Source organism: Chryseobacterium sp. AG363, assembly GCF_003610675.1.
GTDB lineage: Bacteria > Bacteroidota > Bacteroidia > Flavobacteriales > Weeksellaceae > Chryseobacterium > Chryseobacterium cucumeris.
Genome location: NZ_RAQF01000006.1, coordinates 39,287 through 60,055, shown reverse-complemented (window position 1 = coordinate 60,055; position 20,769 = coordinate 39,287). Strand labels below are relative to the sequence as shown.

The window sequence follows — 20,769 nt, the reverse complement described above, 5'->3', positions numbered from 1 at the left end:
TAATACTTAAATCTTTTAATTTTAATTAGATAAATTTGCCTTTTTAAAAATTAAAATCATTGGAATTTCATCCGTCAATCGAGAAAGCAGGGATTCAGGAAATCAAATTGTTTCAGGAAGAAAAACTTCATGAGCTTTTGAGGTATCTTGAAACTCATTCGCCGTTTTATCAGAAACTGTTCAAAGAAAATAATATTACTATTGAGGATATTCGTACTTTGGAAGACCTTCAGAAGATTCCTACCACCACAAAGAATGATCTTCAGCAGTACAATCATGATTTTTTCTGCATAACACCGGATAAAATTGTGGATTACAGTACCACTTCCGGAACATTGGGAGATCCGGTGACTTTCGGATTGTCTGACAGTGATCTGGAAAGGCTTGCGTACAATGAAGCGATATCTTTCGCCTGTGCAGGAATTCAGAAAGGAGATGTTGTGCAGATGATTACCACCATAGATAAAAGGTTTATGGCTGGGCTTGCTTATTTTCTTGGTTTAAGAAAAATGGGGGCAAGCGTAGTAAGAATGGGACCGGGGATTCCTGAACTGCAATGGGATTCTATTTTTAGATACAAGCCAAAATATTTGATTACCGTACCTTCTTTTCTACTGAAAATGATTGATTACGCTGAAAAACACGGGTTGGATTATAAAAATTCCGGCGTTTATGGTGCTGTTTGCATTGGAGAAAGTATCAAAAATCAGGATTTTACAGATAATATTCTTTCACAGAAAATCAAGGAAAAATGGGACATCAAACTCTTTTCTACCTATGCTTCTACGGAAATGAGCACTGCTTTTACAGAGTGTGAATTCCAGATCGGAGGACATCACCATCCGGAATTGATTATTACAGAAATCCTGGATGATGAAGGAAACCCTGTAAAAGAAGGAGAAAGCGGTGAACTTACGATTACGACTTTGGGAGTGGAAGCCATTCCTTTGTTGAGGTTTAAAACCGGAGATCTTGTAAAAGCCCACTATGAGCCATGCCAGTGTGGAAGAAATACGATGAGGTTAGGACCTGTTGTAGGAAGAAAGCAGCAGATGATCAAATACAAAGGGACAACGCTGTATCCTCCTGCTATGAATGATATTTTGAATGATTTTAATACTATCTTATGCTACCAGATTGTGATTCAGTCCAACGAAATCGGACTTGATGAGATTATCATTAAACTTAGTACAGAAGCAGATCACGAAGGGTTTGTCAATGAAGTGAGAGATCACTTCCGTGCAAAACTGAGAGTAAGTCCCAAAATTGAAATCATAGATTTTGATGTTCTTTCTAAAACAGTTTTTAATCCAAACAGCAGAAAGCCAATCACTTTTATTGACTTAAGATAAAATTAAACCTAAAGAATAATTAACAGAGGTCTTTTTATATATCTTTGGGGCTTGAATAGTAAAACTAATACACTATGAAAAAATTATTTCTGCTGCTTTTTGCAGCCATTACCACGGCAACTTTTGCCCAGGACAAAATTAATATTGAATCTGGAAATTTTGACTTTCTGAAAGATCAGACTGAGGTAAATGTTCAGTTTAAATTTGAAAATCCTCTTTTTCAGGCAGATAATTATACTGAAGCCCAGTATCTTGAAAGAAGAAAAACAGAGACATTGGCTAAGAAAGGCGAGCAATCCTGGAAAGAATGGGATGAAGAATGGCAAAAGCATAAGGAATCTGTTTTTTTTGATAAGTTTATCGAAGGAGTAAATGGTAAAGCGAAAAAAATAAAATTCAGTAAAGGAGCTTCGGCAAAGTACACCTTAGTACTGCATACAAAATGGATCTACGCCGGATGGACTGGGTTTGTAACACAGCCTGCTAAATTATCATCAGAAATGATATTTGTTGAAACTGAAAATCCATCTAAAGTTTTAACTAAAGTTCAGGGTGATAAGATTGAAGGGATAGGAAGTAAAGGTAGTTATCGTATGGAATACGGAAGAATATCCGCTGCATATGAAAAAACAGGAAAAGAATTGGGTAAAGCTATTAAAAATGCTTTAAAATAACAAAAACGGTCTGAATTTTCAGACCGTTTTTTTATGCTTGATTTTGCTGTTCCTGTTTTTCCTGTTTGATCAGGTTTGCAAGGTTTTTAATAACTGTATCATGCTTTCTCACAAAAGGATTGTCTTTATTCCAGACATAGCCTGCTAAAACAGCACAGATCTTTTTCTTTACGTCCGGATTTTCCGGTTGATGGAAGAATAATTCCTGAAGGTTTCCGGTATACCATTCTTTTACATAGGTGGTGAAAACATCCACTCCATATAAAATGTAGTCTGTGTATTCCCTCTGCCAGTCAATTTTTTCTCCGTTTAATTGTCTTAATGCCAGTTTGGCGGCCAGCATTCCGGATTCTGTGGCAAAAGCCATTCCTGAAGAAAAAACCGGATCAAGGAATTCAGAGGCATTTCCTGTTAAAGCAAATCCGTCTCCGAATAAACTTTTTACTGAACAGGAATAATCTTTCAGATGTTTAGGTTCAAAAAGGAAATCTACATTTCCAAAACGTTTTACATAATATTCAGAAAGAGAAATAGCTTTTCTTAAAGCTTCCGTTGTATCTCCGTTTTCAGATAATTTGTCAATATATTCAGTAGGACCTACAATTCCTAAGCTGGTATTTCCGTTGGAAAAAGGGATTACCCAAAGCCATACTTCTGTTTCAATAATGTCAAAAGAAATCAAAGTTCCTTCCTCTCCCGGTTCTCTGTTGATATCATTCACATGAGAAAAAATCGCAGAGTGAGGGGATAGTTTTGAAGGTTTTTCAAGATCAAGCAGGCGAGGTAAAACTCTTCCGTAGCCACTGGAATCGATAACAAACTTAGCATGGATCTCTTTTGTTTCCCCATCCTTGTTTCTTACCGTAGTTATAGAATCTGTTCCGTCAAATTTGATGTCTATAACCTCAGTTTCAAACTCAAGATCGATTCCCTTATTCATTACTTCCTGAGCAAGCGTATTATCAAAATCAGCTCTCGGAACCTGCCAGGTCCAGTCCCAGCCTTCCCCGAATTTGTTGCTGAAATCAAAAATGCAGACTTCGTCACCACGAAGAAAACGAGCTCCAAGCTTTTTTTCAAAGCCCATTTTATCTAATGCAGGGAAAAGTCCGGCCTCCTCAAAGTGGTCCATTACCCTTGGAATTAAGCTTTCTCCAACTACGAGTCTGGGGAATTTTGTCTTTTCGACTACTTTTACGCTGACGTTATTGTTCTTCAGGTACGAAGAAGACACGCATCCGGAGGGTCCGGCTCCGATTACAAGAACGTCAACAAATTCTTTGCTCATCTTTGATTTTTTATTTTAATAATAACTTTTATCTTTGCCGCAAAATTAGTGACAAATAATTAATATTTTACAAAATTATCAACTATTACTTTTAATTGATGAAAATAAATAACTTTTTAGAACTGAAAGACTTTCAAAAAATTATCATTGAGAATGAAAAAATAGAACTGGATGAATCACTTTTATCAAGAGTGGATAAAAGTTTTCAGTTTTTAAAGGAGTTTTCAAAAAATAAAGTAATATATGGTGTGAACACCGGTTTTGGGCCAATGGCTCAGTTTAAAATCAGTGATGAAGATACACACCAGCTTCAGTATAACCTGATAAGAAGCCACTCTTCAGGAATTGGAAACCCTTTGCCTGTAGAAGAAGTAAAAGCATGTATGCTTGCAAGATTGAATACCTTATCATTAGGGAATTCAGGAGTGCACCAGTCTGTTATTTATCTGCTTCAGGAGCTGATCAACAGAGATATTACCCCGTTGATCTTTGAACATGGAGGAGTAGGGGCAAGCGGTGACCTTGTTCAGCTGGCTCACCTGGCTTTGGTATTGATTGGAGAAGGAGAAGTTTTTTACAATGGAGAAAGAAAATCTACCAAAGAAGTTTTTGAAGTTGAAGGCTTAGAACCGATCAAAGTAGAGATCCGCGAAGGTCTTGCATTGATGAACGGAACTTCCGTAATGTCAGGAATCGGTATCGTAAATGCTTATAAAGCCAATCAGCTTACTGATATTTCTCTTAGACTTTCTTGTGCCATCAATGAGATTGTACAGGCTTATGATGATCATTTGTCAGAAGCCTTGAACGGAACTAAGAAACATTACGGTCAACAGAAAGTGGCAGAAAGAATGCGTGCTCACCTGGCAGACAGTAAACTCATCAGAAAAAGAGAAGAACATCTGTATACCCATTTTGAAGAACAGGAAAAAGTATTCAAGGAAAAAGTTCAGGAATATTATTCTTTACGATGTGTTCCTCAGATTCTAGGTCCGGTATTGGATACATTGGAATATACGGAGAAAGTTCTTGAGAATGAGATCAATTCAGCGAATGATAATCCAATTATCAACGTTGAAGACCAGCATGTGTATCATGGAGGAAACTTCCATGGGGATTATATCTCTTTGGAAATGGACAAGCTTAAAATTGTGGTAACCAAACTTACCATGCTTGCAGAAAGACAGCTAAACTACCTTCTGAATGCTAAAATCAACGAAATTCTACCTCCTTTTGTCAATTTAGGTAAATTAGGTTTCAATTTCGGGATGCAGGGTGTACAGTTTACAGCAACTTCTACCACAGCAGAAAGCCAGATGTTGTCAAATTCTATGTATGTTCACAGTATTCCAAACAATAACGATAACCAGGACATCGTTAGTATGGGAACAAACGCTGCTGTAATTTGTAGAAAAGTCATTGAAAATGCCTTTGAAGTTTTGGCTATTGAAGCTATTACCATCATTCAGGCGGTTGAATATCTTGGATTCCAGGATAAGGTTTCATCCTCTACAAAAGAACTGTATGATGATATCAGAAAAATTATTCCTGCTTTCTCAGACGATATGGTTATGTATCCGTATTTGGAGGAAGTAAAGAAATATCTGAAAGGAATGTAACTATTGGTTGCCATCAATTGTCTTTTAAAAAAGGCTTCCAGCATCAACTTAAAAAACTAAAAACGATATAAACACTAACGCATGAAATGTGCAATTGTAACAGGAGGCTCCAGAGGAATCGGGAGAGCAATCTGTATAAAACTGGCTGAAGAGAAAAACTATCACATCCTTATCAACTTCGCTTCAAATGAAACGGCAGCCAAAGAAACGTTGGCTAAAGTGGAAGAATTGGGTGCTACCGGAGAAATTCTTAAATTTGATGTAGGAAACACCGAAGAAACACAAGCTGTTTTAACGGAGTGGCAGGAGAAAAATCCTGATGCCGTGGTAGAAGTGATCGTCAATAATGCCGGAATCACAAGAGACGGTCTTTTTATGTGGATGCAGAAGGAAGACTGGAATAGTGTGATCAATACAAGTCTGGACGGATTCTTCAATGTGACTAATTTCTTTATTCAAAAGCTGCTTCGTAACAAATACGGAAGAATCATCAATATGGTTTCTGTATCCGGAGTAAAAGGAACAGCCGGGCAGACAAATTATTCTGCTGCGAAAGGAGCTTTGGTAGGTGCTACAAAAGCCCTTGCACAGGAAGTTGCCAAAAGAAATGTTACGGTAAATGCCGTTGCACCGGGTTTCATCAAAACGGATATGACCCAGGAGTTTAATGAAGAAGAACTGAAAGCAATGATTCCTGCCAACAGATTTGGAGAAGCAGAAGAAGTGGCAGATCTTGTCGCATTTTTAGCATCTAAAAAATCTTCTTACATAACAGGTGAAGTGATTAATATTAACGGAGGAATTTATTCATAACATGGAAAATAGGGTTGTAATTACCGGAATGGGAATTTATTCCTGCATCGGGACGTCTTTAGAAGAGGTCAGGGAATCCCTATATCAAGGAAAATCCGGTATTGTTTTAGATCAGGACAGAAAAGAATTTGGTTTCAGGTCTGGCCTCACAGGAGTAGTTCCAAAGCCTGATCTGAAAAATCTTTTAAACAGACGCCAGCGTGTCAGTATGGGAGAAGAAAGCGAATATGCTTATCTTGCTACGCTTGATGCTTTAAAACAGGCAAATCTAGATGAAGAATTCTTGGATGCTCATGAAGTGGGGATCTTATACGGAAATGATAGTGTTTCTCAGGCAGTCGTCGAATCTATCGATATTGCAAGGGAAAAGAAAGATACAACATTGATGGGATCGGGAGCGATTTTCAAATCAATGAACTCAACGGTAACGATGAACCTTTCTACGATTTTTAAACTGAAAGGAATCAATCTTACCATCAGCGCAGCATGCGCAAGCGGTTCGCATTCTTTAGGACTGGCTTATATGATGATTAAAAATGGTTTCCAGGATATGATTATCTGTGGCGGAGCTCAGGAAACCAACAAATATTCCATGGCGAGCTTTGACGGATTGGGAGTGTTCTCAGCCAGAGAAGATGAGCCTGCAAAAGCATCCAGACCTTTCGATGCAGAAAGAGACGGATTGATTCCAAGTGGCGGAGCTGCCAGTCTGATTGTTGAAAGCTTGGAATCTGCCCAAAGAAGAGGCGCTCCGATTATTGCAGAAATTATCGGGTACGGTTTCTCTTCCAACGGAGGGCATATTTCAACACCAAACGTGGATGGACCGGCTTTGGCAATGGACAGAGCCTTAAAACAGTCAGGATTAAAAGCTTCAGACATCGATTATATCAATGCTCACGCAACTTCTACTCCAATTGGTGATGCCAACGAGGCAAAAGCCATCTATGAGATCTTCGGGAGCGAAGTTCCGGTAAGTTCTACCAAATCCATGACCGGACATGAGTGCTGGATGGCAGGTGCAAGTGAAGTTATCTACTCCATTCTGATGATGCAGAACGATTTTGTTGCTCCCAATATTAATCTGGAAAACCCTGATAATGAAGCACAAAAGATAAATTTAGTCGCAAAAACAAAAAATCAAAAAATTGATGTATTTTTGTCGAATTCTTTTGGGTTTGGGGGAACCAATTCTGCACTAATAGTTAAAAAATTTGATTAAAAACATGGAAAGGGAAAAAATTGTTGCTATTGTTAATGATTTTCTTGTCAACGAATTCGAGGTAGACGGAGACGAAATCAGTAACGATGCCAACCTTAAAAATACACTGGGCTTAGACAGCTTAGATTATATCGACATGGTAGTCGTGATTGAATCCAATTTCGGGGTGAAATTAGGAGAAGCAGATTTCAAAAAAATGGTAACATTTGATGATTTCTATACAACGATTGAACATAAGATTGCTGAAAAAAACGCGTAGTTATTGAGTAATTCTTTATTCTATAAAATGTGCCAATGTAACAATATCGCAGTGATCCGGTAACGGACACTTCAAAAAGGTATTATTACATTGGCTCTCTGTTATATTAAATTCTAGATATGAACAAGTGGAAAGGTAAATCTAAAGGAACAGTACTCGGATACAGAATATTCGTCTGGTGTATTAGAAATATCGGGATCAGAAGTTCATATGGTGTGCTGTATTTTGTGGCAGCCTACTACTCCCTGTTTCAGAAGAAAAGCAATCAATACATTCTTTATTATTTTCAGAAAAGACTGAACTATGGATACTGGAAATCCAAAGCTTCCATCTTTAAAAGCTATTTTACCTTCGGAAAAGTTCTGATTGATAAAACTGCGATTTCTGCCGGACTCAGAGAAAAATATACCTATGAATTTGACGGTATTGAAAACCTCAGAAATCTTTTAGCTGCTAAAAAAGGAGGTGTACTCATCAGTGCCCATATTGGTAATTTTGAAATTGCGGAACACTTTTTTGCAGATATCGACTTCGACTGCCAGATCAATCTGGTTACAACAGATCAGGAAGTGACCGTGATCAAGGAATATCTGGAAAGTGTTGCGGTAAAAAAGAGTAATATCAAGTTTATTTACGTGAAGGAGGACATGTCTCATATCTTTGAGATCAATCAGGCTTTGTCCAATAATGAACTCATCTGCTTTACCGGAGACCGTTATTTCGAAGGGTCCAAATATCTGGAGGCAGAACTGCTGGGAAAAAGTGCAAAATTTCCTGCTGGCCCATTTTTGATCGCCTCAAGGTTAGGCGTTCCCGTAGTATATGTTTATGTGATGAAAGAGAATAATCTTCATTACCATCTGTATGCAAGAGTTGCCCAGAATATCAAAAATCGTGATTCACAGGGACTTTTACAGTCTTATGTGCAAAATCTTGAAACTATGGTGAAAAAATACCCGCTTCAATGGTTTAATTATTTTGATTTTTGGGATGATGTTGATTAATTTTTCTATTTTTATCCCGTAAAAACGAATAAAAACTAAAAAACCATTAAGATTTACCGAGATTTAAGAGAACTCATAAAATTTCTATGCTTACTTTACTGAAGTAAACTTTAAATATCTTAAATTCCCTGTTTCTTAATTATTAAAAGCACATTTTCTTTTGAAGAAAGAATACGACATACTTGTAATCGGCAGCGGATTGGGAGGCCTTGTTTCAGCTCTTATTTTGGCGAAAGAAGGTCTGAAAGTATGCGTTCTGGAGAAAAATAACCAGTATGGGGGAAATCTGCAGACCTTTTCAAGAGATAAGCTTATTTTTGATACCGGAGTTCATTATCTTGGAGGTTTATCCAAAGGACAGAATCTTAACCAGTTCTTTTCCTATCTGGAAATTATGGATGATCTTGAACTTCAGTTGATGGATGAAGACGGCTATGACAGAATCAGTTTCGGAGAAGATGAAATAGAATATCCTCATGCACAGGGCTATCAGAATTTTGTTGAACAGCTTTCAAAGTATTTTCCCGAAGAAAAAGAAAACCTTGAAAACTATTGCGAAGAAATTCAGTATGTATGCAGCCAGTTTCCCAGATATCATGTGGTGGGAAAAGACAATTACAACGAGGAAATCCTGCATCTAAATACCAAAAGATTCATTGAATCTGTTACTCAGAATAAAAAATTGCAGTCAGTTTTACTGGGTTCCAACTTTTTATATGCCGGAGACTCGGAGAATGTTCCCTTTTATGTACATGCTCTGACGGTAAATTCTTATATCCAAAGTGCTTACAAATGTGTGAAAGGAGGAAGTCAGATCTCTAAACTTTTAATCAGAAAACTCCGGGAATATGGAGCCGAAGTACACAAGCACTCCGAAGTTTCAGAATTTGTTTTTAATGAAAATAATACACTGACCTCTGTTAAAACAAAAAAAGGAAAAGAATACACTGCCAAACAATTTATTTCAAATATAGAAATCCGTTCCACCATTAAACTTATTGGTGAAGAAAGACTTAAGAAATCTTTTCTGAACAGGGTTTTAAGCTGGAAGCCGGTTTCATCGTGCTTTAGTATTTATCTTGTTTTAAAGCCTCATTATCTTCCGAATTTTAATTATAACAGATATCACTACTCCTCTGAAGAACAGGTTTGGAATGCATTCCAATACCGGAAAGAATCATGGCCGGAAATGTTTATGCTTTCTTCTACGCCTTCGAAACGTCATCCTGAATTCGCAGAAAGTCTGACGGCGATATCGTATATGGATTTTGATGAGGTTAAAGAATGGGAGAATACCTTCAATACTGTTGCCGATGAACATGAAAGAGGAGATGCTTATGAAAGATTTAAGCTTGAAAAAACAGAAAAAATGCTTGATGCTCTGGAAAAGAAAATTCCGAATCTAAGGCATGCCATTAAAACACTCTATACTTCCTCTCCTTTATCTTATCGGGACTATATCGGAAATTGTGAAGGAAATATGTATGGATATATGAAAAGCTCGGAGAATCCTCTTAAAACGATGGTTTCTCCCCGTACCAAAATTGACAATCTTTTTCTGACCGGACAATCCGTGAATATGCATGGCATCTTAGGCGTTACTATCGGAGCTTTTAACACCTGTGCTGAAATTATCGGAAAAGAAACGATAGACATGCGGCTGACCCAAATGATTAATAAAAACTAAAGTGAAAAAAACTAAAACCATTTATTCATCCTGTAAAAGAACTTTACTTTATCTCACTTTTTGTGTTTTCCTCACATCCTGCGGAATCTCAAAGTCTATCAAACATATTCCCGATGTAAAACAATATGCTCTGGAGATCCCGAAAGTAAACCAGATCAATGACAGTACCTTCAGCTACAATCAGAATTATCTTACCAAAAATAAACAGCAGCTCTGGGAACTCTATATTAAAGGAAATCCTTTGCAGCTTGGATATAATAGCGGAGCATTGACCCAAAACTTAATGCAGAAGCAGGAGAACATTTTCTTTTCAAAAGTGGAGGGTTTTGTGCCATCAAAATTCAGACAAGGGCTGTTAAGAGGTTTTTTAAAATGGTACAACAGAAAAATGTACCTCAATGTAAGAGAAGATTATCAGGCAGAATTATTTGGCTTGTCACGATATTCATCCGATCAGTATGACTTTATTGCTCCTAAATATTTAAGAAACCTTTACCTGCACGGTGCTCATGATATAGGGCATGCCATGCAGGATCTTGCCATGGTAGGCTGTACATCTCTTGCTGTATGGAATGAAAATACTGAAGACGGAGACTTGTTGATTGGAAGGAATTTCGACTTTTATGTGGGAGACGATTTTGCTAAAAATAAATTGGTAGAGTTTGTGCAACCCGAAGAAGGAATTCCCTATATGTCGGTAAGCTGGCCCGGAATGATAGGTGTAGTTTCAGGAATGAATAAAGAAGGAATTACCGTGACCATTAATGCCGGAAAATCAAAAATTCCTTTAACGGCAAAGACTCCTATTTCCCTGGTTACAAGAGAGATTTTACAGTATGCAAAAAATATAGAAGAAGCCATTGCCATTGCTAAAAAACGAAAGGTATTTGTTTCGGAATCTATCCTTGTGGGAAGTGCAGCTGATAAAAATGCAGTCATTATTGAAGTTTCACCTAAAAATTTCGGGGTATATAGAGTACAAAATACAAGCAGAGTGCTTTGTACCAATCATTTTCAGTCTGAAGCTTATAAAGATGACAAAAGAAATCAGAAGCAGATTGAAGAAAGCCATTCAGAATACCGTTATGAAAAACTTCAGGAGCTTTTGCAGAAAGAAAAGAAGATCACCCCCGGAAAGATGGCTTCCATTTTAAGAAATAAGTCAGGCTTAAAAGATGAAAGTATCGGTTATGGAAATGAAAAAGCACTCAATCAGCTATTGGCTCACCATGCCGTTATATTTTCGCCTCAGAAAAAACTGGTTTGGGTTTCTTCCAATCCTTATCAGCTTGGAGAATTTGTTTGCTATGACCTGAATGAGATTTTTTCCGGTAAGCCATTATCGCAAAGTCTGCTGGCGAAAACAGAACTGAATATTGCAAGAGATCCGTTCGCAGATTCTGAAGAATTTCAAAACTATAAACTATCCAAAATGTACGGTAAAGAAATCAATGAGGCCGCTGATGATAAAAACGCGCTGTTGACAGATGATATTATCCCATCGTATCAGGCTATGAATCCCGATTTTTGGCTGGTTTATTATCAATCAGGAAAGTATTATTTTAGCAAAAAAGAATATTCAAAGGCAAAAATGGAGTTTGAGAAAGCATTGACGAAAGAAATTACAACAGTTCCGGACAGAAAAAATGTTGAAAAATACCTGAAGAAAACTTTAAAGAAACTGAAATGATCCCCAAATATATAAAACTGCTGTTCTGTATTCCTTTTGTTATTATTATCTGTTATTCTGTGTATTTGTGCACCGTTTACAGCTCAATACCTGACACCATCACTATTCACGGGTACGGAAGTATGAAAGACAATTATGGAAGCAAAATCTTTCTTGTGTTTCCTGTACTGATGAATCTCGCTGTTCTTTTATTTATCTGGTTGATCATTAGAAGGCCTGATAAAATAAAATTTACTTTTGAAATCAATGAGGAGGAAAGAGAAAAAATATACCATATCACCCAGCTCGCCCTGGTTATTATTTCGATATTTGTTACCATAATGATGACACCACTATCATTCGCTGATGTGGTCTTTAAATAATTGATTATGAAAAAACTTTTAACCTTATTCTTTACCGCATTCGCTCTGTTATCATTTTCTCAGGACAGAAAAGAGATCGGAAATACTTTCATTAAAGCCTTGCTGGTTGATAAAAATATGGAAAAAGCACATGCTTATTTTGATCCTACCGTAGCGGGACAAATTCCGGTGGAACAGCTCAAAGCGATTCCGCAACAACTTCAGGGGCAGATTGGAGGACTTAAAAATATCCTTGAAGTAAATAACGAAGGAAACACCTATTATTACTATTCTGAATTTGAAAAGGAAAAACTGGATGTTCAGCTTACTTTTAGTGAGAATAATAAATTGCTGGGTTTCTTCTTAGTTCCTCACAAAACATTTGAAAAAAGAGATGAGAAAACCACACTGAAAATAAAAAGTGATGCTATTGAGCTGAACGGAACATTATTAATTCCACCTTCCAACAATAAAAAGAGATTGGTTATTTTCGTTCACGGCTCCGGACCTCATGACAGAGATGAAACCATTGGAGAAAACAAGCCGTTTAAAGACATTGCAGAATATCTTTTAAACAACGGAATTGCTTCCTATCGATATGATAAAAGAACCTATTCCCACCCTGAAGCATTTACGGAAAAGTCTACTGTAGAAGAAGAAACCATCAATGATGCTGTAAACGCAGCTCTTTATTTTAAAAATAATGCTGATTACAAAGGATACCAGATTATCATTCTTGGGCATAGCCAGGGAGCATATATGATGCCAAAAATTGCAGAAAAGGCACAGGTTTCAAAATATGTTTTTATGGCCGGAAATGCAAGACCGCTGCAAGACCTGCTTGTTGAGCAATATGAATACCTTCATACGATTGACCCGGCTAAAGTTCCAGCTGAAGCTGTTCAGGAAATTAAAAAGCAGGCTGCTTTTTTAAACTCATCCCAATTTAACTTACATTCTCCTTCATCAGAGCTTCCTTTGGGCCAGTCTGCCGCATATTGGAAGTATTTGAAGGATTACAATCAGCTTAACGAAGTTAAAAAAATAAAAGCTCCGATGTTTTTTGCGCAAGGGGGAAGAGATTATCAGGTAACCGAGAAAGATTTCAGCCTTTGGAAAGAAACATTGAAAAATGATAAGACTGCTGTATTTAAGTTTTATCCTGCATTAAGTCACTTATTTATTGCAGGTTCCGGAAAACCATCTCCAAAAGATTATGAAACAAAAGGAAAAGTGGATGAACAGTTTTTAAAAGATTTGGTTCAGTTTATTCTGCAATAATGTATTCCGTGTACAATAGAAAATAATAATTCATTGTGATAGGCCTGGAACTTTGTTCCGGGCTTTTTTAATTGTTTTCCGGATTTACTTTATTCAGAAATAAAAAAGACACTACTCCTGCAAGAGCAGAAAGGGTGGTACTTAAAATAAAACTACCGATAATATATTGCAACAGATTATTTTTAATCAGTTCAAAGTTTAACTCCTGACTTAGAATATCGCTGTTTCCACTTACAAAGGGAGCTCCCAGAAACAAGGAAGCGGCAATAATGAAAGGGATAAAAGGAGGAAGACTCACATTGGAAGCTACAAATGCAAGGACTTTATTAAGTTTAAAAAGTACAGATAAACTGATCACCAGAAGCGTTTGGAATCCCCAGAAAGGAGAAAGCCCTATAAACACTCCCAAAGCTATGGAAAATGCTTTTGTTCGGTTACTTCCGTCACTTTCTAAGACATCTTCCTGTATGAATCTTTTAAAGCTTTTTTTTTTGAAATTATTCACGAAATTTCTCGGAATAATATAAAGTAGAGTAATCGTTACCAGAATTGTATTCAGAATACTGATTCTTGTGAAATCTTTGAAAGGTCTGAAATGGGAAACCCGCTCCACCGGATCATATAAAACCTTGATTGGAACATTTTTTACCGGAACATGCCTCCATGCAGTTCTTACAATAATTTCTATTTCAAATTCAAACTTTGGGGTAAAATATTTCTTTGGAATTTTATGCAAAGGATAAAGTCTGTAGCCGGACTGTGTATCTTCAAGCCTGATACCGGTTTCAAACCAAAACCAGAAATTGGAAAAACGGTTTCCGAAACTGCTTTTCTTAGGAATCCCATCCTGAGACATATTTCTGTTTCCGATAAGAAGAACTTCCTCTTTTTCCTGAAGAAGAGCTTCTACAAATACCGGAATATCATCCGGATAATGCTGACCATCCGAATCAATGGTGATGGCGTAATCATATCCTGATTTCTTTGCTGCTCTGAAACCCGTTTTTAGGCCGTTTCCTTTTCCTTTATTCTCCGGTAAGGAAATTACAGTGATCTGAGGATATTGAGCAAGAACCTGAGGCGTGGAATCTGTAGAACCATCATTGACCACGATAATACTTTCGGTGTAGTCCAAAACGCCGTCAATAACCCTCTTCAGGGTTTTTTCATTATTGTAGGTAGGGATTAAAACGCATATCTTCTTTTCAGAAATAGCATTTTGTACTTCAGCAAGAAACATTTTTTTATTTTAAAGTGGCTTTTTCCGCCTCTGTCATGGTTTTAGATTGCATTGCAAACCTTTTGATATAGCCCTTCAGAGCTGTATTCTGTTTGCTGTAATTATTCAGCAGGAAAGCTTTATCATCTTTCAAACTTCCACGATATCCTACAATTTTCGGAATATTTTCCTGAACACTCATTCTGATAAGACGAAGTTCTGCATTGTTAGGATTACTTTTAATAATGCCTTCAAGACTTGTAGCACCTGTCTTTACCAGAGCTTTTCTGTTGCTTTTGGCAATTTTGGCCTCCATAATCTTTGCTGCGGCCTTGTATCCTACAGTTACGGCATCAGAGCCGGATTGTTTTTCCGCAGTTTCAATAAAGCTCGCAGTATTGGTAGTGGATTCGTTCGCCTTAGCATAGCTGTTTCTCAGCGTTTCAAGTTCAGATTGAAAGAAAAAAACAAATGCTGCTATGAATGATAAGATTAGTTTCATGACGATATTTTTTTATAGCTTACAGACAATTTCAATGCAATAGTCTCGCCAAAAGAAGTCGTGTTTTTTACTTTAACATCTTCTTCATTTTCAGCAATATCCAGTTGAAGTACCAGATCAGGGGTTTCAAAAGGATTGATAATCGCCATGAACTTTACATTGGAAGCTGTTTTCAGAAATAATTTTGAACCTGTAAATTCCTCAGTCAGTTCCTTAATAATTTGCATCATACAAACACCGGGAGTTACCGGATTTCCAGGAAAATGGCCTTTGAAAATCTCGTGGTCTTTATTCAGGTGAATATGAGCGGTAAATTTTCCGTCTTCTGTCTTATCGTATGATGTTAAAGTATAAAAGTCTGTAAGAATGGTCTGCATGATCTTATTTTTTAAGATTAAATGTACACTACACTTTGGTTTGAAAATAATACTTGTAGGCTGTACAGTTCTTATTCTGTTTCGGTTATTTGAAATAGTTTTATATTGATCTTAAAATCTTTGTGCTGTAGATTTAAGCTATCCGCGAAGATAGGTTTTTTTGCATCAAAAGTGAAATCGATTTTCTCTTTGTTATTTTTCGTGTAAACAATCTCTTTCAGTAAGCCATTTTCTTTGCTGAAGAACAGATAGTAGCTCTTCTTATCGATTTTTGAAAGATAGATTTTAGCATTTTTATTTTCAAAACTTTCACTGACCGGATATTTTCTTTTCAGAAGTTGTTGAAAGTCGTTTTTCAGGAAATTGATGACTATTTTTTTATCCAGGTCAGGAAGTACATAATTCAGTTTGAAATCATTATCAGAGACTTCAAAATCTATCAGTTTATTCCCGAAATCAGAAGTTAAGGCGACACGGTGCGTTGTTTCATTCAGTTTTTTGATGACCAGAATTCCACTCACATGGTTTTTATAAATGTCCATCTGGCATTTGTATACATAATCTTCGGTGGAAGAAAAGAATAAATTTTCAACCATCTTTTCAGAAGAAGAGACAGGTTTTGCTTCTGTTAACCGATACGTTTTACAGGAAGCAGCCAGGATCAGAATCAGGCTATAAAGTAAACTCTGACGCAGGAATGGAAGCATTGATCTTGGTATTTTTGAAAACAATATTCGTAGTATCTCCGGAAGCCTCCGTCATATTGACCTGTGAAACTGTCGACTGGTTTTTAGGGAAAAACAGTTCAATCTGTTTAATATATTTCAGCAACTGAGAAGTCTTTGGGATAAACTTTGCCACATTGTAATTTCCGTTCTTAAAATAGGTAACGGTAAACTCAGGATCATTAAACATGGTTCCATTCGAACTTCCTACAATAAGTTTATTGATTTTTTCAAATGTTTTGCTTTTCGCATCTACAGAAGATTTTTTTCCCTGATCATTGATGAAGATTTTATTACTTTTAAAAACAATACTGTACTGATATGGTTTAGTGTACTTCCAGCTCAGCATATTGGGCGTCTGCAAAGACATTTTCCCATAGGTGACAATGCTTTTATCAAGGAAATCCATTTTTTTGGTCTGGGTAAAATCGCTCTGTAACGTTTTAATTTCTTTCGTGTCTGAAGAAACCTTCGATACAAATGCTTTGGCTTCAGCTCCTGACATTGCTGTGTTTTGCGCAAAAAAGAATCCTGAAACCAGTAAGAATACTCCGAAAGCTATATTTTTAATCATTTCTATTTGAATTTATCACTGTATCAACAGTAAAGGTTGAATATTTTTTATCCTTCAAAAATACTAATAAATTGGTCAGCACCCGAAAGGTCTTTTCCGAAGTGTCATGAAGAAGGATAATACTCCCATTTTTCAGACCTTTGGTCACTCTGTTGTAGATCTTTTTTTCATCATCAATGATGGTGTCCAAAGAGCGTACATTCCACCCGATGCTTACTTTATTGGTTTTTTTGATTGCTTTTGCAATATTAGGGTTCGTCACTCCGAACGGCGGTCTGTAGAGATTGGTCTTAATATTTCCCACGTTTTTCATGATCTTATCACACTTTTCAATCTCTGTAATCATTTTTGAAGTCGATAAAAACCCTGTAGAACTGGAATGTGATAAGGTATGATTTCCAATCGTATGACCTTCTGCAATAATTCTCTGAAACGTCTCAGGATATTTTTCAATCTGTTTTCCAATACAGAAAAAAGTTGCTTTTATCTGATGTTCTTTAAGCAGGTCTAAAAACTTTGGGGTAAATTCAGTAGGTCCGTCATCAAATGTAAGGGCCACTTCTTTTATTCTGGTACGCTTATGAGTAATACTGTTCACAAAATATCCCAGTTCAATGTCAAAAGAACCCCAGACAACTACCGCAGAAAAAGCAAAAAAACAAAACAGATATACCCAAATACTTCCGTGGAACGCATAAATAAAAACGTTACAGAAAAGGTAGAACAGGATGAAGGGATAATGTTTCATTGCTGATTGTTTTATTACAAGTTTTATAGTCGTAATATTTATTGTATACCATTGTCACTCCGTAGGAGTCCAGACTAATTTCTAATTTAGATTCCACGCTTCACTGCGTTTCGCTCTGAATGACAAATAGACCGTATAATTTTCAATTTCAACAATTATGCCTTTTCAAATAACACAAGGCTGTGATCATCACCCGCCAGATGGTTGTAAAGAAGTATATTCTTTATACTTTCCTTTTTTTCTGCATTGATCATCATAATTTCCGGGATCTGCTGTTCCTTCAGGATATGACAGGCCATAAAGGTTGAAAAACCACTTGCTGTATTGAATTCTCCACTCAAATGTTTATAATACAGCTGTGCTGAATCCGGAAACAGATTCATTGCTTTTGTATAATACATATCTGATTGTGCATCTCCACTGAATCCTAAAATAACCGCATCAATATCATGAGTGGAAAGATTGTTTTGAACCAGGAAATTCTGGATAAAATCCTTTACTTCATTCAATTCAACCTTGTTGCTGATCTGGATATTCTTAAGCTTAGCGTAAGAGTTTTCGGTCTTATCTTTTCCAATTACAAAAAAGCTGGCTCCTTCGCCCCAGATTACGCCATTGGTATTAGAATTCAAATAATCTGCAGGAAGATCTGCTTCTTTTTTGATCGTATTATTTAAGCAGTAAAGTTCCATGGTTCTGTCCGTCTGTTCGTCTGTAGAACCTACCAGAACATTTTCTGCTTCTCCGTCATTGATCTGAAGCTGAGCGTCCAGTAACGAAAACTCCAGTGAAGAAGAAGTATTTACATACGTGAAGTTGTAAGCATGACACTGTAATCCCAGAGCAATCTGTCCTGCTACCGTATTGTGAGTAGACTGGATGAAAAAGGTTGGCGTAAGGAACTCTTCATGATTGTCAATCACGTTTTTCAGGAACTTTTCAGAATCCTGAGAGCAGCCCATTCCGGTTCCTACAATGATAGCATCCGGTTTTTCAATTTCAGCTTCCTTCAATGCGTAGTGAGATGCTACGGAGCTCATTTTTACGGTTTTAGACATTCTTCTGATCATCGCAGGCGGAATGAACTCTTTGTAATTGGGTTCTATCGCTTTAATGATGTTTGAAGAATTTTTAACAGTAAGGTTTTGAAGAATATTGTCATTTAAAGTGTCCTGAACCGAGATACAGGATGCACTGTTGATGTATACTGCACTCATGATTTTGAGAAAATTAAGGTGGAACAGTTTCCTCCAAATCCAAATGAATTGGAAAGCACATGATTGATGTTTTTCTCTTTCAATTCGGTAACAGGAGTAAGGTCAAACTCTTCCATTTTTGTTTTAAAATTCAGGTTCGGGAAAATCACACTGTTTTGCATGGCTAGAATTGAAAATACGGCTTCAATTCCTGCTGCTGCGGCCAACGTATGTCCTGTAAATGCTTTTGTGGAGCTGAATTCAGGGACCTGGTTTTCTCCGAAGATTCTTATCATGGCAATTCCCTCAGATAAATCATTGTTGGGAGTAGCTGTTCCGTGAACGTTGATATAATCTATATGCTCTTTTTCCACGCCGGAAATTTTCAGGGCTTGCTGCATTGCTAAAAAAGCGCCCTGTCCGTTTTCCGAAGATGCGGTCTGATGGTGGGCATCATTAGCATTTCCATATCCGGAAAGATAAGCGAGAACCTTTTTGTTTTCTTTTTTGACCATTTCTTCAGATTCAAGGACTAAGAAAGCCGCAGCTTCCCCAAGATTCAGTCCTTTTCTGTCGTTGTCAAAAGGAGTATTGTAAGAATCCGTAAGAATCATCAGGGTATTGAACCCATTCAAAGTAAATTTTGAAAGAGAATCTGTTCCTCCGACAATCACGCGATCCAAAACTCCGTTTTTAATCAGTTTAGCGCCCATCATAATCGCATTGGCTGCTGATGAACAGGCTGTACTGATGGTAGAAACCATCCCTTTTAATCCCAGATAACCGGCAATCGCCAATGAGGAATTTCCGGCATCGTGTGCGTCAATATACTTTTGCTTTTCAGGGAAGTCTTCGTAAGAGTAGAAGTATTTTTCAGTGATATCCATTCCGCCTACACTGGTAGAAGAAATCAAGCCGGTTCTATAACCATTGATATCTGAAATTCCTGCACTTTCTACAGCTTCCTTTGCAGCGATCATTCCCAATAAAGAAGTTCTTGTTACGTTATTGTCTTCATCAAGCTGAAGCTGTTGTACAAGTTCTTCATTGGATAATTTTATTTCACCCGTTTTAATGGCTCCGGCATGACGGGTTTCAAACATTTCGATATCTGAAATTCCATGTTTTCCGGATTGCAATGAAATAAAATTTTCCTCCACATTGTTTCCGATGGAGGAAATGATGCCCATTCCCGTTATGGCAATTTTTTGACTCATGGTATTCAATAATGTAACAATGTATCAATCGAATAATTTACCAATAATTGCTACATTGTTACACTGTTAGATTTTTATATTAATTTATTTTGTTCTGTTGTCCTCGATGAATTTTGCCATCGTATCGATAGATTGGAAAATCTCTTTTCCTTTTTTAGGATCTGCTAATTTTATTCCATAGTCTTTATCAAGAAGAACGATCAGTTCCAAAGCGTCGATAGAATCTAATCCTAATCCACCTCCGAACAGTGGGTCAGTATCTTTGATCTCTTCTACAGATACATCTTCAAGGTTAAGAACTTCGATAATTTTGTGTTTCAATTCTGTTTTTAAGTTTTCCATAAATAGTATTTTAATGTACAATATATCAATGTGCCAGTTGACCAATGGTTGTTATTGCCTTTAGCATTGGTACATTATCAGATTGGTACATTGTTAAATTATAATGTGAGCAAATATACAAAAGCTTTGTAATTTTCCTGATATAATTCCACCCAGCCACACAATACTTTGTCAGCTTTTCCGGATAGAAGAATCTGTTCAGAATAATCATTCAAAAATTCTTCATCAAAATCATCCAGCACAAAAAAAGCATTTTCTGTCTGCATTTTGTGTTTAATGCTGATTTCACCTACACAGATGTTGGGTAAAGTATACACAAAAACGGCAGGACTCGGATAGAAATTATCCTGATCGTTGATGCTTTCCTGATATTTGAAATCCGTATCCAGACTGGACGATCTGTTGGCAAAAACAATGGCTGTTCTGCTGTGGTCTTCATCTTTCAAAATGGTTTCAGCGGAAAGAAAGGCCAATTTACTCAAATGATCCATTTTATGAAACTTTGGATAGCTGAGGTCTAAACTTTTATAGGCTTCTTTGGCAAATTCCTGAAAGGTTTCGCTTGGGCTTTCAAAAATAAGATTTCCGTCAACGGTTATTTTTGAATGTTCTATGGTACAGGTATTTATTTTCTTCATC

At 36.9% G+C, this 20,769-nt stretch carries 22 protein-coding genes; 11 read left to right on the top strand and 11 right to left on the bottom strand.

Annotated features, from left to right (window positions below; translation table 11 throughout):
• The first annotated feature begins 59 nt into the window (after positions 1 to 59).
• Together DEU39_RS20595 and DEU39_RS20590 are read left to right on the top strand one after the other, a co-directional pair.
• The gene (locus DEU39_RS20595) at positions 60 to 1,352 is read left to right on the top strand and encodes a phenylacetate--CoA ligase family protein (RefSeq protein WP_120233219.1); all 1,293 of its coding nucleotides are present in this window, start codon (positions 60 to 62) and stop codon (positions 1,350 to 1,352) included.
• A gap of 74 nt (positions 1,353 to 1,426) precedes the next feature.
• The gene (locus tag DEU39_RS20590; protein ID WP_120233218.1) at positions 1,427 to 2,026 is read left to right on the top strand and encodes a hypothetical protein; all 600 of its coding nucleotides are present in this window, start codon (positions 1,427 to 1,429) and stop codon (positions 2,024 to 2,026) included.
• Positions 2,027 to 2,057: 31 nt separating this feature from the next.
• Here the strand turns inward: DEU39_RS20590 and DEU39_RS20585 are convergent, their stop codons facing one another.
• Positions 2,058 to 3,314 (bottom strand): NAD(P)/FAD-dependent oxidoreductase, encoded by a 1,257-nt coding sequence (locus tag DEU39_RS20585; RefSeq protein ID WP_120233217.1) that lies wholly within the window; start codon positions 3,312 to 3,314, stop codon positions 2,058 to 2,060.
• 98 nt (positions 3,315 to 3,412) lie between these two features.
• Between DEU39_RS20585 and hutH the strand changes: the two genes are divergently transcribed.
• From hutH to DEU39_RS20540, 9 genes are all read left to right on the top strand, one after another.
• Positions 3,413 to 4,933 carry a histidine ammonia-lyase gene (hutH, locus tag DEU39_RS20580; protein ID WP_062675967.1) on the top strand — a complete coding sequence of 507 codons (1,521 nt, stop codon included), beginning with the start codon at positions 3,413 to 3,415 and terminating at the stop codon, positions 4,931 to 4,933.
• Positions 4,934 to 5,014: 81 nt separating this feature from the next.
• Entirely contained in the window at positions 5,015 to 5,746 is a 732-nt protein-coding gene (fabG, locus tag DEU39_RS20575) for a 3-oxoacyl-ACP reductase FabG (RefSeq protein ID WP_120233216.1), read from the top strand.
• Between the two features lies 1 nt (position 5,747).
• A complete protein-coding gene (locus DEU39_RS20570; RefSeq protein WP_062675965.1) occupies positions 5,748 to 6,968 on the top strand; it encodes a beta-ketoacyl-[acyl-carrier-protein] synthase family protein in 1,221 nt (406 codons plus the stop codon).
• A 4-nt stretch (positions 6,969 to 6,972) separates the two neighbouring features.
• Positions 6,973 to 7,227, top strand: a complete 255-nt coding sequence (locus DEU39_RS20565) for an acyl carrier protein (RefSeq protein WP_034692469.1) — start codon at positions 6,973 to 6,975, stop codon at positions 7,225 to 7,227.
• Between the two features lie 119 nt (positions 7,228 to 7,346).
• Positions 7,347 to 8,231 carry a lipid A biosynthesis acyltransferase gene (locus DEU39_RS20560; RefSeq protein WP_120233215.1) on the top strand — a complete coding sequence of 295 codons (885 nt, stop codon included), beginning with the start codon at positions 7,347 to 7,349 and terminating at the stop codon, positions 8,229 to 8,231.
• Positions 8,232 to 8,391: 160 nt separating this feature from the next.
• Positions 8,392 to 9,918 (top strand): phytoene desaturase family protein, encoded by a 1,527-nt coding sequence (locus DEU39_RS20555; protein ID WP_120233214.1) that lies wholly within the window; start codon positions 8,392 to 8,394, stop codon positions 9,916 to 9,918.
• Position 9,919: 1 nt separating this feature from the next.
• Entirely contained in the window at positions 9,920 to 11,608 is a 1,689-nt protein-coding gene (locus DEU39_RS20550; protein ID WP_228436864.1) for a C45 family autoproteolytic acyltransferase/hydolase, read from the top strand.
• Complete coding sequence (locus tag DEU39_RS20545; RefSeq protein ID WP_062675962.1) at positions 11,605 to 11,970, top strand: hypothetical protein; 366 nt, start codon at positions 11,605 to 11,607, stop codon at positions 11,968 to 11,970. The genes DEU39_RS20550 and DEU39_RS20545 overlap by 4 nt, the downstream gene beginning before the upstream one ends.
• Positions 11,971 to 11,976: 6 nt before the next feature.
• Entirely contained in the window at positions 11,977 to 13,230 is a 1,254-nt protein-coding gene (locus tag DEU39_RS20540; protein WP_228436862.1) for a DUF3887 domain-containing protein, read from the top strand.
• A 67-nt stretch (positions 13,231 to 13,297) separates the two neighbouring features.
• Here the strand turns inward: DEU39_RS20540 and DEU39_RS20535 are convergent, their stop codons facing one another.
• The 10 genes from DEU39_RS20535 to DEU39_RS20490 all read right to left on the bottom strand — a co-directional run bounded on the left by DEU39_RS20535 (position 13,298) and on the right by DEU39_RS20490 (position 20,768).
• Positions 13,298 to 14,470, bottom strand: coding sequence for a DUF2062 domain-containing protein (locus tag DEU39_RS20535; protein WP_120233212.1), 1,173 nt, complete (start codon positions 14,468 to 14,470; stop codon positions 13,298 to 13,300).
• Between the two features lie 4 nt (positions 14,471 to 14,474).
• Positions 14,475 to 14,951 carry a hypothetical protein gene (locus tag DEU39_RS20530; RefSeq protein WP_120233211.1) on the bottom strand — a complete coding sequence of 159 codons (477 nt, stop codon included), beginning with the start codon at positions 14,949 to 14,951 and terminating at the stop codon, positions 14,475 to 14,477.
• Entirely contained in the window at positions 14,948 to 15,328 is a 381-nt protein-coding gene (locus DEU39_RS20525; protein WP_120233210.1) for a 3-hydroxyacyl-ACP dehydratase, read from the bottom strand. The genes DEU39_RS20530 and DEU39_RS20525 overlap by 4 nt, the downstream gene beginning before the upstream one ends.
• 71 nt (positions 15,329 to 15,399) lie before the next feature.
• Positions 15,400 to 16,035: a hypothetical protein gene (locus tag DEU39_RS20520; RefSeq protein WP_120233209.1), complete on the bottom strand. Its 636-nt coding sequence runs from the start codon at positions 16,033 to 16,035 to the stop codon at positions 15,400 to 15,402.
• Positions 16,001 to 16,627: a LolA family protein gene (locus DEU39_RS20515; RefSeq protein WP_120233208.1), complete on the bottom strand. Its 627-nt coding sequence runs from the start codon at positions 16,625 to 16,627 to the stop codon at positions 16,001 to 16,003. The genes DEU39_RS20520 and DEU39_RS20515 overlap by 35 nt, the downstream gene beginning before the upstream one ends.
• Complete coding sequence (locus DEU39_RS20510) at positions 16,620 to 17,375, bottom strand: polysaccharide deacetylase family protein (protein WP_120233207.1); 756 nt, start codon at positions 17,373 to 17,375, stop codon at positions 16,620 to 16,622. The genes DEU39_RS20515 and DEU39_RS20510 overlap by 8 nt, the downstream gene beginning before the upstream one ends.
• A gap of 155 nt (positions 17,376 to 17,530) precedes the next feature.
• The gene (locus tag DEU39_RS20505) at positions 17,531 to 18,592 is read right to left on the bottom strand and encodes a beta-ketoacyl synthase N-terminal-like domain-containing protein (RefSeq protein WP_120233206.1); all 1,062 of its coding nucleotides are present in this window, start codon (positions 18,590 to 18,592) and stop codon (positions 17,531 to 17,533) included.
• A complete protein-coding gene (locus DEU39_RS20500; protein WP_120233205.1) occupies positions 18,589 to 19,788 on the bottom strand; it encodes a beta-ketoacyl-[acyl-carrier-protein] synthase family protein in 1,200 nt (399 codons plus the stop codon). The genes DEU39_RS20505 and DEU39_RS20500 overlap by 4 nt, the downstream gene beginning before the upstream one ends.
• An 84-nt stretch (positions 19,789 to 19,872) precedes the next feature.
• The gene (locus DEU39_RS20495; RefSeq protein WP_034692439.1) at positions 19,873 to 20,130 is read right to left on the bottom strand and encodes a phosphopantetheine-binding protein; all 258 of its coding nucleotides are present in this window, start codon (positions 20,128 to 20,130) and stop codon (positions 19,873 to 19,875) included.
• Positions 20,131 to 20,228: 98 nt separating this feature from the next.
• The gene (locus DEU39_RS20490; protein WP_120233325.1) at positions 20,229 to 20,768 is read right to left on the bottom strand and encodes a 3-oxoacyl-ACP synthase; all 540 of its coding nucleotides are present in this window, start codon (positions 20,766 to 20,768) and stop codon (positions 20,229 to 20,231) included.
• Between the last annotated feature and the right edge of the window lies 1 nt (position 20,769).